This window comes from Leptothoe sp. LEGE 181152 (assembly GCF_032906605.1).
Taxonomy (GTDB): Bacteria; Cyanobacteriota; Cyanobacteriia; order Phormidesmidales; family Phormidesmidaceae; genus Leptothoe; species Leptothoe turfae.
The window spans coordinates 147,688-166,166 of record NZ_JASATU010000003.1 but is presented as its reverse complement, the minus strand read 5'-3'; the positions used below and the strand labels follow the sequence as shown (position 1 = coordinate 166,166).

2 protein-coding genes are annotated in these 18,479 nt (G+C 52.5%); both read right to left on the bottom strand.

What is annotated here, in order from left to right; all coding sequences use genetic code 11:
- Window positions 1-40: 40 nt before the first annotated feature.
- Entirely contained in the window at window positions 41-4,861 is a 4,821-nt protein-coding gene (locus tag QGP82_RS01615; protein WP_499056777.1) for an SDR family NAD(P)-dependent oxidoreductase, read from the bottom strand.
- A gap of 52 nt (window positions 4,862-4,913) precedes the next feature.
- Entirely contained in the window at window positions 4,914-18,476 is a 13,563-nt protein-coding gene (locus QGP82_RS01610) for an amino acid adenylation domain-containing protein (protein WP_499056775.1), read from the bottom strand.
- Window positions 18,477-18,479: the final 3 nt, after the last annotated feature.

The following is an 18,479-nucleotide window of genomic DNA, read 5'->3' as shown; positions in this document are numbered from 1 at the left end:
CTTTCCCCTCTCTCTGGCTAGTGCTGGTGTTGATGGCCCATTAAGACCCACTTAATGCATTGAGTTCTGCATCGGATAGGGCGTCTACCTGGTTTAAAATGTCTTCTAGCTGATCCAGGTCGGCGGTGGAGGAGCTAGCTATAGCAGACGGCTGCTTAGCCTTAACTACAGTGGCCAGTTGGGCAATGGTGGTGGCTTCAAACACGGTGGCAATGGATAGATCGATGGCAAAGGTTTGCCGCAGGTGGGCTAAAAACTGCATGCCGATAAGCGAATCTCCCCCCATTTCAAAGAAGTTGTCGTGGATGCCAATGGTGTCGCGGCCCAGCAGGGCCTGGAGAATTCCAATAATTTTATTTTCCACTGGGTCATCAGACACATTGACCACGGGAAATTTGATCGAGGGGGTAGCGGCTGGCTGATGGTGTTCTGGACGGTCACCCATCCGCCGTTGGGTCGTCAGGCGGGAAGTTAACTCTCGTGTGGAAACGATCACCTGGGGTTCCGGTTGCCCCAACAACTGCTCTAGCACTTGACCACAGTCAGTGGGGAAAAGACCAAGGGCTAGCTCTGAGCGCATCTGGTTCAGCAGCCAGTGGTTGGATGGATCGCCTGCGAGACGTTCAGACAAGGTTTCCATTGCCTTTGCTGCCATGCCCACCTGTTGTAAACTCTCCCAGTTAATGGCCAGGTAACGGGTGGGGGAGTTTACATTACGAGCCTGGGCATAGGCATCGAGAAAGGCGTTGGCGGCACAGTAGTCGATTTGTCCTACGGCCCCCGTAATGGCGGTCACAGAAGAACAGAGCACCATAAAATCTAGGGGGTGATGGTTTAAGTCCTGCAATGTTTGGTCTAGAGTTAGGGTGCCTTGCAGCTTGGGCTGGAAAACGGCTATTGTCTCTGCCTGGGTACGCAGATCGATTACCCCCCCACCGGGAATACCTGCTGCGTGAATAACGCCGTGGATAGGACCAAATTGTTGAATGGCTTTGGTTATCTCTTGCTGGAGAGCTGTGCGATCGCAAACATCCGCCGTGACCACTAAAACCTTTGCCCCCGCTTCCTTCAAAGCCTGTAGGGCAAGAATTTTAAGGCTAATGGAATCATCTGAAGGGTGGGTTTCCAGCCAATTTTGCCAGTCTGACTCCTGAGGAAAGAAGGACCGACTCATCAACACCAGCCTGGCTTGCCAATGTTGAGCCAGATGTTGAGCTATAGTCAGTCCTAACCCGCCTAAACCTCCCGTGATCAGATAGATACCCTCTGGTCGCAACAGCGTCTCTCCCTGGTTTTCTAATTCCATCGGAAAAGACTGAAATTGTTGGACCCAGCGATAGGGACCCCGATAGGCAATTGCCTGGTTTTCGGGTTCTCCTGCTGGTGCTTCCATCTCTGTAACGAGTTGATGGATAAGGTTTGATGATGGCTCTAAAGCAAGGTCAGGCTGGGATGCTGAATCAGGCAACAGGATATCCACACAGCGACAGGTTAACCCAGCGATTTCTTGAGGGATAGTCCGGATGGCTCCCCACAGGGTGGCCTGGTTGGGAAGCAGATGTTCTTCTCCAGTGACCCTCTGGAGATGCTGAGTAATCACAACGAGATCACAGGAATGGTCAAACTCCTGCTTGTTCCAAGCTTGAGCTAAGAAGAGAAGACCATAGAAGCCCAGGGCCAGAGACTGATCCGTAGATTGAACTGGTTCAGATACCTGTGGAACTAACGTCCAAAGATGGAGAATTTTATCGGGCTGTTGTTCCAAACGTTGCAACGCCTGGAGTAGATGGTCATAGTCCTCTCGCTGCTGGGGATTAAGGCTGTAATGATTCTCTCCTAGAGATTGAAACGTTTCGCCAATTTGGACTTGGATAATCGTGCGATCATTTCGCCCTAGCTGCTTAATCAGGGGAGTCGCCACATTGAGATCATCAACAAAGACAAGAATCGTATCTGTAACAGTCTGGGTTTCTCGCTTAACTGGGGGAATGGGACAACGGCTCCAAGAGGGGACATAAAACCAATCTTTAAACTCTCTTCGATGTAAGCCTTGGGACTGATTTGATTGGGCAGCCAGAGAACCAGAGGTCCCCATGGGCGCATCAGACGCCTCGATCCAGTAGCGTTGATGTTCAAAGGGATAGGTGGGTAGGGCCAGACGATGGCGACGTTCATGACCATAGACGGCAGGCCAATCAATCTCCATCCCTTGGAGCCAAAGCTGTCCCAGGGCAGATAACAACGTAGCCCTATCAGATTTATCTTCCCGAGGGTGGCGCAGGGTGGCAATCACTGCCTGACCCTGACCGGCTGGATGCCTCTGGACCAGGGAACTAAGGGCACGACTAGGGCCTACTTCCAATAGGGTATGTGGTGGGTCCGCATCCTGACAAAGCTGGGTTAGGGCCTGGGAAAATTGGACGGGTTGGCGCAGATGTTGGACCCAGTAGTCAGGATCCGTTGCTTGGGCGGTGGTGATCCAGGTGCCGGTGAGGTTGGACAGGTAGGGGCGTTGGGGAGGTTGGAAATCAACCTGCTGGCACTGCTGGCGAAACGCATCCAGGATGGGCTCCATCATGGGGGAATGGAAGGCATGGGAGGTGTGTAGACGACGGCCTTCGATGTCCTGACTGGTAATGTATTGTTCAAAAGCTGATATGGCTGTCTTGGGGCCTGATACTACGCAGCGGTTGGGTTCATTGATAACTGCGATCGCAATCTCTTTAAACCTAGAATCTTTATCCAACAGAGATTGCACCGCCTCTGCTGCCAGAGGTACCGCCACCATTGCCCCTGGCGACAATTGTTGCATCAGTTGCCCCCGCTTAGCCACCAGGGCCAGTCCCGCCTCCAGGCTAAATACTCCGGCAAGGCAGGCCGCCACATATTCTCCAATGCTGTGGCCCACCATGGCCGTGGGCTGTAACCCCCAGGTTAACCAGAGTTGGGCCAGGGCATACTCCATCACGAAGAGAGCTGGTTGGGCAATTGCCGTCTGCTGCAGCTGGGCCGCAGCGGTGGCCTCCTGTTCTGGAGCTGGATAAAGAATTTGGCGCAAATCTAGTTTTAACAGGGGTTGTAACAGGTCAGCACAGCGATCTATCTGTTCCCGAAAAATGGGTTCGGTTTGATAGAGGTCTCGACCCATGTTGACATGTTGGGAGCCCTGGCCTGGAAAGAGAAAGGTCAAAGATTTCCCCTGTGGTTTACCCGATCCAGTAACAACCTGAGGCCCGCTTGGCAGAGCTAGCATCTCCTCAGCGTTCTCTGCAACTGCCCGTAATGCCTGGATGGCCTGGTCAATGTCCTGACAAACCAGGATACGGCGATAATTAAATGCCTGCCGTCCACAGCTCAGGGTATAAGCAATATCGGCCAGATTTAATTCAGTTGCCGATTGTTCCTGGAAGAAATCAGCCAGGTTGGTGGTCATCTGAGCCAAGGCCGATGGGGTTTTGGCCGACAGTAACAACAACTGCCAGGGGCGCGCAGGACCTGATGGTTCTAATGGCGGTGCTTCTTCGAGAATCACATGGGCGTTGGTGCCACCAATGCCAAAGGAACTTACCCCCGCCCGTCGGGGCTGGAGCGCATCAGCACGGGACCAGTCCTGCAGTTTGGTGTTGACGTAGAAAGGCCCCGTTCCAAAATCAATATTGGGATTGGGGGTTTCAAAATTAAGGCTGGGGGGAATGGCCTGGTGCTTCAAGGCCAGGACAGTTTTGATTAGACCCGCCACACCCGCTGCCGTATCTAAATGGCCCACATTGGTCTTAAGGGAGCCGATGGCGCAGGTGGGTTGTTCAGGGTGCTCAGGGTGGCAACGAAATACCCGATTGAGGGCGGCAATTTCGATGGGATCTCCCAGTTCTGTGCCGGTGCCGTGGGCTTCTATATAGCCAATGGTATCGGCGTCCACATTGGCCACTGCCAGGGCTTCATTGATCACCGCTGCTTGACCGGCGACACTGGGGGCCGTGTAACCCACCTTCAGGGCACCGTCGTTGTTAATGGCTGAGCCACGAATTACCGCATGGCAAGGGTCGCCGTCTGCGATCGCATCTTCCAACCGTTTCAGCAGCACCACCCCTACACCGCTACCGCCAACGGTTCCTTTGGCCTGGGCATCAAAGGCCCGACAATGGCCATCGGGGGCCAGAATCATGCCCTCTTGATAGAGATAGCCCGTACCCTGGGGAATCGCAATAGACACCCCGCCCGCCAGGGCCATATCGGTTTCTCCATTCAGGAGACTTTGGCAGGCCAGATGGACCGCCACCAGGGATGTGGAACAGGCCGTTTGTACCGCCACCGCCGCCCCGGTCAAATTGAGCTTGTAGGCCACCCGACTGGGCAAAAAGTCCTTGTCATTGGCAATAAAGAGGGGATACAGACCCACCGTCCGCAACAGGTCTTGACGCTGGGCCAGATGATGCAGCAAATACCCATTCACCCCCACCCCAGCGTAAACACCCATCAGTCCCTGATAGCGTTGAGGGTCATAGCCCGCTGCTTCAACCGCCGTCCATGCACATTCCAGAAACAACCGGTGCTGGGGATCGAGAATTTCTGCTTCCCGAGGAGAGATATCAAAAAATGGAGCATCAAACCCAGCCACATCATCTAAAACAGCCTTGGCCTTGACATAGTTTGGGTCGGCCAATAGCGCTGGATCCACCCCTGCCTGCAACAGTTCCTGATCTGAGAATTGGGAAATGGATTCCACCCCTGCCTGCAGATTTTGCCAGAATGATGCCACATCCGGTGCTCCAGGGAACTGGCCAGCCATGGACACAATGGCAATATCCGCACTAATATCTCTGGCGTCAGGATTAAAATTGTCGTGATTCTGTTGCACCATTGTTTTTCCCCTGTTCTGCTTGCATTAATCCACATGTAGAGAGCGTGAATGTCTAACGTTCTCGATGTCGCCGTCGGGCCTGTCGTCGTTGCCGGGTCGCCGTCTTTACCTGATCTCGCTGATCAGAATTTAATCGTTCAGGAGGTGACAGCTGGCCCTGAGATAGATTCGTCAGATAATCTCCCAGAGTCTTGATGGTGGGATAGGCAAATAGATCCACCAGGGGAACAGAAAGCTGTAAATCTGTCTGCAGAGCATGGTATGCCTGAATCAGCAGCAGAGAATTCCCCCCCACATCAAAGAAATTGTCGTGGATGCCCACCCGTTCCATCGATAACACCGACTGCCAGATAACCACCAGTTTTTTCTCCATCTCACTTTCGGGCTTAACGTACTGCACATCGCTCACCCGCAGTTGCCCCGGTGCAGGCAAGGCGCGACGATCTACCTTGCCATTGGGAGTTAAGGGTAATTTTTCCAAGGGGACAAAGGTACTGGGTACCATGTAGGCTGGCAGCCGCTGATTTAGATAGGCTTTTAAGTCACTCAGGGCTAGTTCCGGTGCATCACCCACAATATAGGCCACCAGGCGCTTATCACTGGGGGTATCACCATGGACAACCACCACCGCCTGCTGCACTTGCCCATGGTGACGCAGCACCGCCTCAATCTCTCCTAGCTCAATGCGGAAGCCACGCACCTTAGTCTGATGATCGAGACGTCCTAAATACTCCAGATTGCCGTCTGCACCATAGCGAGCCAGGTCTCCAGTTTTATAGAGACGGCCTTCACCAAAGGGATTAGAGATAAATTTCTCTGCCGTTAAATCCGGCTGATGCAAATAGCCCCGAGCCAGCCCAGCACCACCGATGTGTAACTCCCCTGGCACACCGATGGGAACAGGCTGGAGATGGTCATCCAAAATATAAACCTGGGTGTTGCCAATGGGACGACCGATGGAGACTAGAGAGTTGCCTCCATTAGATTTGACCTGATCAAAAGTCTCCACCCGAAAACGAGTGGACCAAATCGTCGCCTCCGTCGGGCCGTACAGGTTCCATAGGTCTGCTCCTGACGCTGACAGCTGTTGCGCTATAGTTGTCGGCAATCCTTCACCGCCACAGAGCATGGTCATGGGTGCTGACTCCCCAGACCAGCCCGCCGCTAACAACAGTTGCCAGGTGGCTGGAGTGGCCTGCATGATGGTCACTGGTTGGTCAGATTCCTGATGTGAGGCTGGGTTTAGAGGCTGTAATTGGCGCTGTAATTGCTGACCATCCCGAGTTACCGCTGTGGGCAGAATGACCACCTCTGCGCCGATGGTCAACGGTAGGTAAAGCTCCAGGGCAGCAATATCAAAGGCCAGGGTGGTGACGGCGGCTAAGCGATCGCATTCCCTCAATCCAGGTTCATCCTGCATCGTAGTGAGGAAATTCACCACAGACCGATGTTGAATTTGCACCCCTTTAGGAGTCCCCGTGGATCCAGATGTGTAAATAACATAGGCCAAATTCTCCGCCGTCACGTCCGTAGGACAGCTATCGACACTGGCCTGGGCGATAGTCTCCCCATCCCGGTCCAAACACACCACCTGTTCCGGCGCAATCTCTAACCCTAACGCCTTAAAACAATCGGCCTGGGTCACCAAGAGAGCAATTTGGGCATGGTCCACCATAAACTGCAGCCGCTGTTGCGGGTAGCCAGGATCCAACGGCACATAAGCTGCCCCTGCCTTCAAAATCCCCAACAGACCCACCATCATATCCAGGGAGCGTTCCACACAGAGACCAACTAAAACCTCAGGTCCCACCCCCAACGTTCTCAAATGATGGGCCAGCTGATTGGCCCTGGTATTTAATTCCCGGTAACTCAGCTGGTTATCTAAATAGGACACTGCCACCGCATCCGGCGTACGCTCCACCTGGGCCTCAAATAAGTCATGGATGCACTGGTGTTCGGGATAGGGCATCGCCGTATCGTTCCACTCCACCAACAGCTGATGCCGCTCTGCCTCACTCAGCAACGGCAGGGTGACCACCCGTTGAGACTCATCCAACACAAATCCGGTCAACAAAATCTCAAAATGGCTAGCCATTCGTTCAATCGTAGCCATCTCAAACAGATTGCTGTTGTACTCCCAATCCGTAATCAATCCTTGTTCTGTTTCTTCCACTGAAAGGGTCAAGTCAAATTTGGCCGTAACTGTTTCCGTGGCCATGGGGGTGAAGGTTAATCCAGGTATTTGGGTAGAGGCAACGGGGACATTTTGGAGAGAAAACAGTACCTGGAAAATGGGGGAGTGGGCCAAACTTCGTTCAGGCTGTAGGGCTTCAACAATTTGCTCAAAGGGCACATCCTGGTGGGCATAGGCTTCTAGAGCAACCTGTCTCACCTGATGCAGTAATGTGGCCACCGTGTCTTCCGGATGAATTTGGGTACGCAGGGCCAGGGTATTGACAAAGAATCCAATCAGCGGTTCTAACTCTGGCTGTTGACGGTTAGCGATGGGTGTGCCCACCACGATATCGGACTGGTTACTGTAGCGAGATAACAGCAGCTGAAAGGCCGTCAATAAGACCATAAACAGGGTTACCCCTTGCTGTTGTCCTAGCTGGTTTAGCTGCTGACTTAACGCCAGGGGTAGAGTGAGGCGATGACGCTGCCCTTGGAAGGTTTGTACGGCAGGCCGAGGATAATCTGTAGGTAGCTCTAAACGGGCTGGACTATCGGCTAACTGCCGTTTCCAATAGCTGAGCTGGGACTGTAGTATCTCTCCCTGGAGCCATTGCCGCTGCCACAGGGCATAGTCAGCATACTGAATTGTCGGTTCGGGTAACGGTGAAGGGTGCCCCTGGTCATAAGCAGTATAGAGCGCCGCCAACTCTTGCATCAGCACCCCCATGGACCAGCCATCGCTGATCAGGTAATGGGTAGTAATAGAAAGAACTGCAGTCGGCTCAGAATTCCGCCTTCCGCCTTCCGCCTTCCGTCTTCCGCCTTCCGCCTTCCCTAATCTGTTGATATCTGTTGAATCAAAACAGATTAGCTTAATCCTAAATAGGGGACCTGCAACCCAGTCAAACGGCTGCTGGGCCTCTTTCACCAACCAATCAGATAAGGACAATTCCAGGTCATCGGCCTGAACAATTTGCAACGGTGTTGGGGGAACGGGATTAATCTGTTGTACCGCCATGCCATCTTTCCAAGGAAAGGTGGTGCGCAGGGCTTCATGCCGTCGGACGATTTCACGGATCGCCTCCGTCAGGGCAGTAAGATTTAGATTCCCCTGAATGCGCAGGGCTGTATGGGCATAGTAGGCGGTAGACAGACCCTCTAGCTGGGTGAGAAACCACAGCCGTTCTTGGGCATAGGAGAGGGGGATGGGGGCATGATCCTGTAACCTTGGAGTGATGGCAGCGATCCCATGGGTTGTCAGGTTCTGATTGAGAACAGCATCTACTCCAGCCACCGTGGGAGCTTCAAACATTGCCTGGAGGGGAAGTTCCACCTCAAAGGTTTGGCGCAGGCGGGCCACCAGCTGAGTTGCCAATAGAGAATGGCCGCCCAACTCAAAGAAGCTGTCGTAAATACCAATCTTTTCCAGGGGCAGGGATAGCACCCCAGCAAAGAGGGTGGCAATCAATGTTTGTCGCTCGGTTTGAGGGGCAACAAAGAGGGCGGATATGGCGGACTGTTCCTGGTTTAGATCCAGGGCGAGTAAGGCCCGACGATCTATTTTGCCATTGGGGGTAAGGGGAAATTTCTCCAGGCAGGCAAAGTGGCTGGGTACCATATAGGCTGGCAACTGAGCTTTTAGGAATTGCCGCAGTGCGTCAGGTGTGGTAGCGGTATCCGTTATCGCTTGTTGTTTCGGTTTCTTTGATGGGTGGGCGGGGGCGGGGGCGGCATGGGATCGCGATGGATGTACCGCGTATACCATATACACCTCCAAATCAGATTCTGATTTCGTTGTTTGTAAGGTTGTTAGGGAATGACTCCCATTGTCCTCCTGGCTATTTTCATCACTGAAATAACGACCAGCCATGGGAGATTGTGCATCCGAGGAGACAATATAGTCGTCAATTTCCAGACCATAACCATGGGACTCTAGTAGTTGACAGACCTGTTGTAGCATTTCGGCCCCTTCCACCTCCAGGGTCAGTTGCTTAATCTTCGGCCAGTCTTGAGGTTGGATTCCTTCCAGCACCAACAGTTCACTCTTTTCCACATCGACCTTGAGCAAATCAATTTGGTCTACCTCATAGTGTTGAATTAGGTCTGATAAGGTGGTCAGCTGACAGGCATAGGTTTCAGACCGATATCGCTCGTCTACAAACTGACGCACGTGATCAATGTCATAGTTCATCAGTACGGCTTCAGCCACCTGTTTATCCTGGTCTGGATCCGCAAACCGCCCCGAAACACCCGACATTTCAGGGTAGAAGGTGAACTCCAGTGTCTCCGCCTGATTAGACAGACCCTGGGGGATGACAGTCACCTGATCACCATAGGGTTGCACATTGGCCTGTAGGCGCTCGAATGTGGGGGGAATTGGTTCAAAGGCATAGACTGTCGTTTCAGGGCAGGTTTGTTGAACAAATAGGGTAAACATACCAATGTTGGCCCCCACATCAAACACACAGTCCCCCGGCTGAATCGTAATGCCGTGGCGCAGGTAAATCTGTTGCTCAAAAATCTCGTCATAAATGGCGCGGGTTTGATGGGCACTAAAGTGGGCCACCGTGAGACCATTGGGCAACTGCATCCTGGGCAAGGTGGGCGATGGCACAAAATAGGCCACCAGTTGTTGTTGGGCAGCCACCATCACTACTGCTTCCTGTACACCAGGATGGTGACTGAGGGCTGTTTCAATATCTCCTAACTCCATTCGGAAACCGTTGAGCTTGACCTGATGGTCGATCCGACCCATAAACTCCAAATTGCCGTCCGGTCGCCAGCGGGCTAAGTCCCCTGTTTTATAAAGACGTCCTGCCCCAAAGGGATTGGCAATAAATTTTGCTGTCGTGAGTTCCTGTCGATTCCGGTAGCCCCTGGATAAACCATCTCCACCGATGTGTAGTTCCCCTGGCAGACCCATGGGTACCGGCTGAAGATGGGTGTCTAGAATATAAATTTGGGTATTGGCAATGGGGCGACCAATGGCAACTGCTGGGGCTGTTGAGCCAGCCTCCTGCTCAATCGCCTCAATACCGAAACTGGCGGACCAAATGGTGGTTTCAGTGGGGCCATACATATTGTTGATTTTGCCCTGCATTGCCCCTCGAATTTGCTGAGCTAATGCTGGAGGCAGGGCTTCTCCCCCCACCAACAGATGCTGCAGACCACTCAGGTGATTTAAACCATCGGGCGTTGTCATCAGCATCCGCAGCCAGGAGGGAGTACATTGTAGATGGGACACTTGATGGGTCTGGATCTGATTGAGAACGGTTTGTTCCGGTTGTCGAGATTGATGGGCTAAGTTACTCCGATCTTTCAGGGTTTTGAGATATTCCAGGCTAGCAAGCACCGGATCCACATCCACCCCAAAATCAATCAGGCAGGCCACTTCATTCACTCCAGTCATCTGCAGCCGATCAAGCATCTCCAGGCATTTCTCTGGGGTACCCAGCAAACCACTGGTCTCAAAATAGCGATCAAAGGCAGCGGACAATAACGCATCTCGATCTGCCTCGTCAAACGAGTCAGCCTGGACCGTCACTTCAGCCTCTGGCAAAACTTTGAGCATGAGTTCCAGAGAACTGTTTAGATAGGCGCATAGGGGCTGACGCACCTGCTCCCGTACGGTGTCGAGATCCTCTCCGATAAAGGTGTGAAGCATCAGGGTGACCTGGCCAATGCCTGAATGTCCCTGCTGTTGCCAAGCCTGACGATAAATTTTAATGTTCTCGGCCAGGTCTTCAATGGTTTGGCCCAGCAGATGGGTCAAGAGATTTGTGCCCAATTCCCCGGCCAGGCGAAATGTTTCTGGATTGCCTGCTGCGGTAATCCAGAGGGGGAGTTCTGGCTGGATGGGTCTGGGATAGGTGCGAACCTGAATGGTGTCATCGGTGCCGTTGGGGCGAGGGATCGCCTCCCCTTGCCAAAGTTGTCGTAGAGTGGTGATACTCTCGGCCATAATGGCTTTGCGATCGCAATAATTCTCCGGAGCCAGCACAAAATCATTGGGATGCCAGCCGCTAGCCACCGAAAGACCGACCCTGCCGTTGGATAGGTTATCCACAAAGGCCCACTCTTCCGCCACCCGCAACGGATCATGGAGAGGCAGCACCACGCTCCCGGCCCGGATTTGAATCCGTTGGGTGGCAGTGGCAATCGCCGCACTGGTCACCGCCGGATTGGGGTAAGTCCCGCCAAATTCATGGAAGTGGCGTTCTGGGGTCCAAACAGCGGTAAATCCATTGTTATCAGCATACTTGGCCCCTTCCAGCAACAGTCGATACTGGTCTGCAGCATTAATGGTCTGACTGTTGTTGGCAAAGTAAAACAGACTAAAGTCCAGGGGCTGGGACGGAAGACTCGGGCTAGCGGCAGCTGAGATATATTTAGAATCGGTTTGCAGGATGACCTGAAAGCCCGCCGTCAAGGTCCAGAAAATTTCTAGCACCGAAATATCGAAGGAAATGGTGGTCAATGCCAGCCAGATCTTGCGATCGCCTGACTCCACCAGATCATCCATCGCCATGAAGAAATTAATCACCTGGCGATGTTCAATCATCACTCCTTTGGGTTTCCCCGTAGAGCCTGAGGTGTAAATCACATAGGCTAAATTGTTGGCGGTTACCGGTGTTGCCTTAGACAGTTCGGAACCATGCAGGGAATTTTCTGCATCAGAATTTTCTGCATTAACCGTCGCCTGTTGAATAGTATCCCAATCTCGATCTAAGCAAATTACCTGTGTTTCAGGATTTTGCGCCCCCTGGTTGGGTAACACAGACAGCAGCCGTTCCTGGGTTAAGAGCACCGATATCTGCGCATCGTCCAGCATACAAGCAAGGCGTTGCTGCGGATATTCAGGATCTAGCGGCACGTAAGCGCCACCCGCTTTGAGGATCCCCAGCAGCCCCACCATCATCTCCAGGGAGCGTTCTACGCAAATGCCCACCAATACCTCCGGCCCCACCCCTAACCGTTGCAGGTGATGGGCCAGTTGATCGGCGCGGGTATTTAAGTCCCGATAGCTCAGTTGTTCTAGGCCAACGACGAGTGCGATCGCATCCGGTGTACGTTCTACCTGGTCCTCAAACAGCTGATGAATGCACGTATGCTGGTCATAGTCCACCGCCGTATCATTCCACTGCACCAACAGTTGATGTTGTTCTACCTCAGTCAGTAGCGGGAGCTGGTGAATGGGCTGCTGGGGATTGGTAGCGATCGCCGCCAACATAGTTTGAAACTGTCCCAACATGCGCGTGATTGTATCTTCCTCAAACAAATCACTGTTGTACTTAAATGCCCCCGTTAACCCCGCACTGCTTTCCACCATTTCCAGGGACAAATCAAACTGTCCCTCAAATTGCGGCAGATCATAGGGAAGCACATTAATCCCGCCCCAGTTTTGGAGACTATCGCCATCCAGGGCAGCCAGCACATGTCCCTGGGGGAAATTTTGCAAGATAAAAATCGTTTGAAAAATAGGAGAATAACTAGGATCTCGCTGGGGCTGTAATCGCTCCACCATCAACGCAAACGGAAAATCTTGATGGTCTAACGCCTGCCCCAATGTGCGTTGGGTCTGGGTTAACATTTCCGTAAAACTGGCCGTTCCCTGTAGCACCGTCCGAATGGGCAACAGATTGAGAAAATAGCCAAAGATCTGCGTAAAGTCTGAACGTGTGCGCCCGGCCACTGGGGAGCCCACAATAATGTCCTCCTGCTGAGTATAGCGGTGAAGAAAGACTTGATAGGCCGTTAGCAGCAACGTATACAGGGAAACTTTTCGGGTCTCCGCCAGGGCCTTTAGCTGGCCCGTTAGTTCTGCGGACAAGTGCAATGGACATGAGCCGCCACGGTAGGTTTGCACTGGCGGTCGGGGCCGATCCAACGGCAGCTGTAGCACCGGCAGTTGCCCCTGAAGTTGAGTTTGCCAGTAGTGCCACAGTTGTTCTCCCTTAGCACTGACCAGTAGCTGTTGCTGCCACTGCACAAAGTCTTGATAGGTATGACTGGGGGGAGTTAGAGAAAGCGATTGCTGAGTTTGTTGAACTCGATAAAGAATGGGCAACTCATCGAGCAACAGACTGAGGGACCAGCCGTCATAGACAATATGGTGCATGGAGATCAGCAGAAGGATTTCCTGCTCCGCCAACTGAAAGCACCTGACTCGGAACAGAGGACCCGCCTTTAGATCAAATGGGGTGCGATGGGCGGCAGTCACCTGTTGCCGCAGCTCTAGTTGATCCCAACCCGTGGCATCCATCACCTGGAAGTCCAGGGTATTTGCATCCAGTATCTGTTGCTGGGGCTGGTCATCTAAGCTGGGAAAACAACTACGGAGAATGGCATGGCGCTCCAGAAACTGTTGAAATGCACCGCGCCAGCTGGAAATGTTATTGGCATCCATTAGCCGCACTGGAAAAGACACGTTATAGGCATAACTGTCGGGGGCCAGGTTCCAGATAAACCAGAGCGCCTGTTGATTGAAGGATAGGGGATACTGTTTCTGGGTAAGGGCATCAGATGTCAATGTCTCACCAGAGGCATCAGATCGGGTCGCAATCGCCAACTCAGGCTGTGGTCCTGCCGTATCCACATTTAAATCAAGTAAATCAAGGTCTTCCCACTGCTGACGAATAACATCTTCTAAAGTGGCCAGGTTCACCCCACCCATAAATTTAGAAACCGGAATCTCCACCCCAAGTTGTTGCTGGAGCCGATTTCTTAGCTCTACAGCCATTAATGAATCCATACCCAGTTCAAATAAATCCTGGGTAGGCTTTAGCTTTTTGCCATCCGGCAAACCCAGCACCTGGGCAATGCCCTCTGCCAAGTTTTGTTGTAGGGATTCATCGCGCTGGGCTGCAGGTAAGGCCCGTAGGTGTTGGATTAAATGTGTACGGGATTGGGGTGTACTTTGTGCAACCGGTTTCGCCACCAGCTGCTCTAGCAATTTTCGGGGTCGCCCAACTTGATATACGGCATCAAATTTCGACCAATCCACAGCGGCTACCACCCGCTGAGTGCCGCTACTGCCCAGCAATACTGATAAGGCAGCGGTCATCTGTGGCAGTGTTAAGGGGGTGACCCCTAACTGGGATAGTCGCTGGATAAGCTGGTCTTCCACATCTGTTAACATGCCTGCTCCTGCGATCGCAGACCAGTTCACCGTCAGAATCGGCAAACCCTGCACCCGACGGTAATGGGCCAACAAATTCTGAAACTCATTAGCGGCCCCATAATGGGCCTGTTGAGCTGAGCCCCACACCGAAGCAATGGAACTAAAGTTAACAAAAAAGTCCAGATCCCACTTCAAACTTAGCTGGTGCAGGTTCCAGGTACCGGCTACCTTGGGGCGCAATGTTTGCTGCAGTGTGGTGGGTTGCAGCTCAGCGATGGGATGGGCTCCGCCCCCGATACCGGCGATATGAATCACACCCTTTATTGAAGAGAACTCAGGCAGTTTCTGTAACGCTAAAGTGAGAGCCGCTTCATCTCCCACATCTGCGATAGGCGTGACAACGTTTGCCCCGGACGACTGCAACTGGGCCACTGCCACTTGTTTTTGGGGTGTATCCGCCCCCCGCCGACTCAGCAGGATCAGGTGTCGGGCACCCTGCTCTACTAACCATTGGGCAACAACAAGACCCAATCCCCCCAGTCCGCCTGTAATCAGGTAGCTACCCTCAGATGAAATTGAGAGTTGCGTCGTTTTCTCGGGGATACTCTGACTCAAACGAGCCACATAACGAGTCCCAGTGCGATAGGCAACCTGTTCTTCTGTTTGATTCCCTAAGACTTCTGAGATCAGAATATCAGCCTGCTTTGCCACAGTCATAGAACCATCCAGATCCACCATGCCCCCCCACTGTTGAGGATGCTCCAGGCCAAAAATTCGGCTCATCCCTCGCACAGGGCCTTGGGCCAATGTGGGTAATTCTGTTCCCAGAGAAACCGCATTTTGGGTAATCACCCAAAGCTTGGCATTGGATAACGCCGGTTGCTGCGTCAGGCTCTGCATTAAAAATAGCAGGGGCTGACAGAGAGAATTGATGGCCGATTCCAATGCATTAAGATTTGGGGTGTCTCCCGTTGTATCCCCAAGCCAGATAACCCCTGCAATGGGATGAGAATCTATCTGTTTCACCTGATCCCAGAGCGATTCGAAGTCAGCAGGATTCTCAGGCTGCAAGGTGTAGACTGAGTTGTTGTCCTGGTTTGCAATGGTGTGGTCTAAAACAACCCGACTACAGGTTTGACCCAAGGTTTGCAATTGCTCCACTAAGGCAGCGCTTGACTCTGTTGAATCGCTAACAATGATCCAATGACGGGGTGAGATTCCATCATTGGGCAAGTCCTGGCTATTTAAATCTTTGACAACCCACTGTAATTCATACATTAAATCCTGAACAGATTGAGCCGCCAGCTGTTGTTGATGGACCTGCACCAGGCGTTCCAAGATCCCGGTATCTGAATCTGGCTGGCCAGCCAATAGCTGAGTCAGCTGAGCCACATCGCCTTGATGCAGTAGCTCTGTTATCTGTGACGTTAGGACGGGACTAGCCTGGGGAGTTGGTTCTATAGTCTCTTCTACCCAGTAGCGTTGTCGTTGGAAAGGGTATGTGGGCAACGCCACCTTACGCCGCTGGGGATAGTCTTGATCAAACCGTTCCCAATCAATATCGACACCCCTGATATACAGATCACTCAGGCTGCTTAGCATCTGTTGCCAATCCGTTTGATTGGGTCTCAGACTAGGTAGCCACAGGTTACTTTTATGGTCGGGAAAACATTGTCGCGCCATGCCCATCAGAACCGGCTTAGGACCACATTCTAAAAAGATACCGTCTTGTTGTCGTAAGCACTGTTGATGAAGAGACTCTATCCCTGCTACAAGGTTGACAGGGGCGAGAATATGCCGACACCAATAGTCTGGTGTGGCAATTTCTTCGTTAATCACCTGCCCGGTGACATTGGAAATTAGTTTGAGTTTGGGTAGGGAGTAGGAGATTTGCTGCGCGACTTGTTTGAAGTCGGCCAGCATAGGCTGCATTAAGGGAGAATGAAAGGCATGGGAAACCTGTAACTGTTTGGTTTTGATCCCCTGGTCTTCAAGCTGTTGGGCAATGGTTTGAACGGCGGTTGCGTCACCTGAAATCACAGTGCTTTCAGGCCCATTGATGGCGGCAATGGTGACGTCGGCCTGATCTGCAATTACAGCCTTAACTTGCTTAGCTGAGGCCATCACTGACACCATAGCTCCCCCTGCAGGTAGCTGCTGCATTAGCTTGCCCCGCATGGCAATAAGTTTCAGGCCATCTTCCAGGCTGAAGACTCCAGCAACACAGGCGGCGACATATTCACCGATGCTGTGGCCTATAACAATGGATGGCTTAATGCCCCAGGATTGCCAGAGTTGCGCAAGGGCGTATTCGAGGGCAAATAGGGCTGGTTGGGTGTAGGCAGTTTGGTCAAGGGGTGAGGTGTAATCAGACTGTAGGGGCTGGCCTTGTGCCTGCCCTGGATCAATGCGTAGGGGCTGGCCTTGTGCGGTTCGGCTGAGCTCACCGTCGAAGCCCTGCCCTTCTTCCGCAATATCTGGGTAGAGAATATTGAGAATATCTAGATCCAGATAGGGGCGGAGAATATTGTTACAGTGGTCGAGGATTTGTCGGAATAGTGGCTGGGTTTCGTATAGCTCTCGGCCCATATTTATGTACTGTGCTCCCTGGCCGGTAAACAGGAAGACAATTGCAGGTGGGTTAAGGGAATCCCGTGATGCTTCAATATCCCTAATTGTTATCTCGTTGTTTTCTAGTTGATAGAGCGTTTGACTGAAGTCATCCACTGACCTACCTACAAGCGCAATACGCTCGTTGAAGTGGGTGCGCCCTTGGTTGGTGGTGTGGCAAATATTGGCAATGGCTAGCTCTGGATGGTGATCTAAGAATTTTCTGTAGTGGGTGATCAGCGATCGCAACCCTCCTCTAGTTTTGGCTGACAAGGTCAGCACATGCCAGGGCCGCTCTGGCTGATTAGATGTTTGATCAGAGATGGGGACAGCCGGAGCTTCTGCCACAATCACATGGGCATTGGTGCCACTTACTCCAAAGGAACTCACCCCTGCTAGCCGAGGCTTGTCTCCCCGTACCCAGGGCGTTACTGACGTAGGAACGGTCACCGGCATTTCTTCCCAGTCAACCCGTGGATTAGGCTGCTTAAGATGGAGATGGGGAGGGATTTTCTCCTGTTGCAACGACAGAATTACTTTGATTAACCCAGCAATCCCGGCAGCTCCTTCGGTATGGCCGATATTGGTTTTGACCGAGCCAATCATCAGGGGAGAATCTTGAGGACGCTGGGAACCATAGACATTGGCCAGGGCCTCCACCTCAATCGGATCGCCCAGGGGGGTGCCGGTGCCATGGCACTCGATATAATCCACCTGGGATGCCTCTAGCTTGCCGCTGCCTAGGGCCTGACGGATAACAGATTCCTGGGCCAATCCATTGGGCACCGTCAACCCACTACTGGCCCCGTCATGGTTAACGGCTGATCCTCGGATAACAGCAAAAATTTGATCGCCATTGGCCTGGGCATCTGATAACCGCTTGAGTACTACTACACCGCATCCTTCACCCCGGCCATAGCCATCAGCCGATTGGTCAAAGGTTTTACAACGACCATCCACAGAGTTCATGCGGGTTTGCGCCTCAAACACACTGACCTGGGGCGTCAGCATCAGATTCACCCCACCCACCAGGGCCAGGTTACATTCCTGGTTGCGTAAGCTCTGGCAGGCCAAATGACAGGCCACAAGAGAAGAAGAACAGGCTGTTTCCAGGGTTAACGTGGGTCCATTTAAACCTAAGGTATAGGCAATGCGTCCAGCTGCAAGGGGAGCACCGGTACCAAAGGCAGATTGCAAATCAGTAGAATGGGCCACCAGCTGTTGATAGTCATGGGTCATCATGCCGATGAATACACCGGTTTGACTTCCTTTTAACGCCAGGGGCGACAACCCTGCATACTCAAGACTCTCCCAACAGACTTCAAGCAACAGACGATGCTGGGGATCCAAGTTTTTAGCTTCCCGAGGAGAGATTCTGAAAAACTCAGGATCAAACTGATCCACATCGGTGATGAAGCTGCCATGGCGGGTATACATTTTTCCAGCCACTCCGGGCTCTGGATCATAATATTGATCAATATCCCATCGCTCCTTAGGTACCTCGGTGGCGGCATCAACACCCTGTTCAAGTAACTGCCAAAAGGCTTCTAAATTAGGAGCTTTGGGAAAACGACACCCGACACCAACAATGGCAATGGGTTCTATCCTGGCCTGCTCTGCCACCTGTAACTTGGTTTGCATCCGTTTCAACTCAAGCAGAGAATTCTTGAGCAAGGAGCGATGGTTGTTTGTCGATTGTTGTTGGTTCATCCC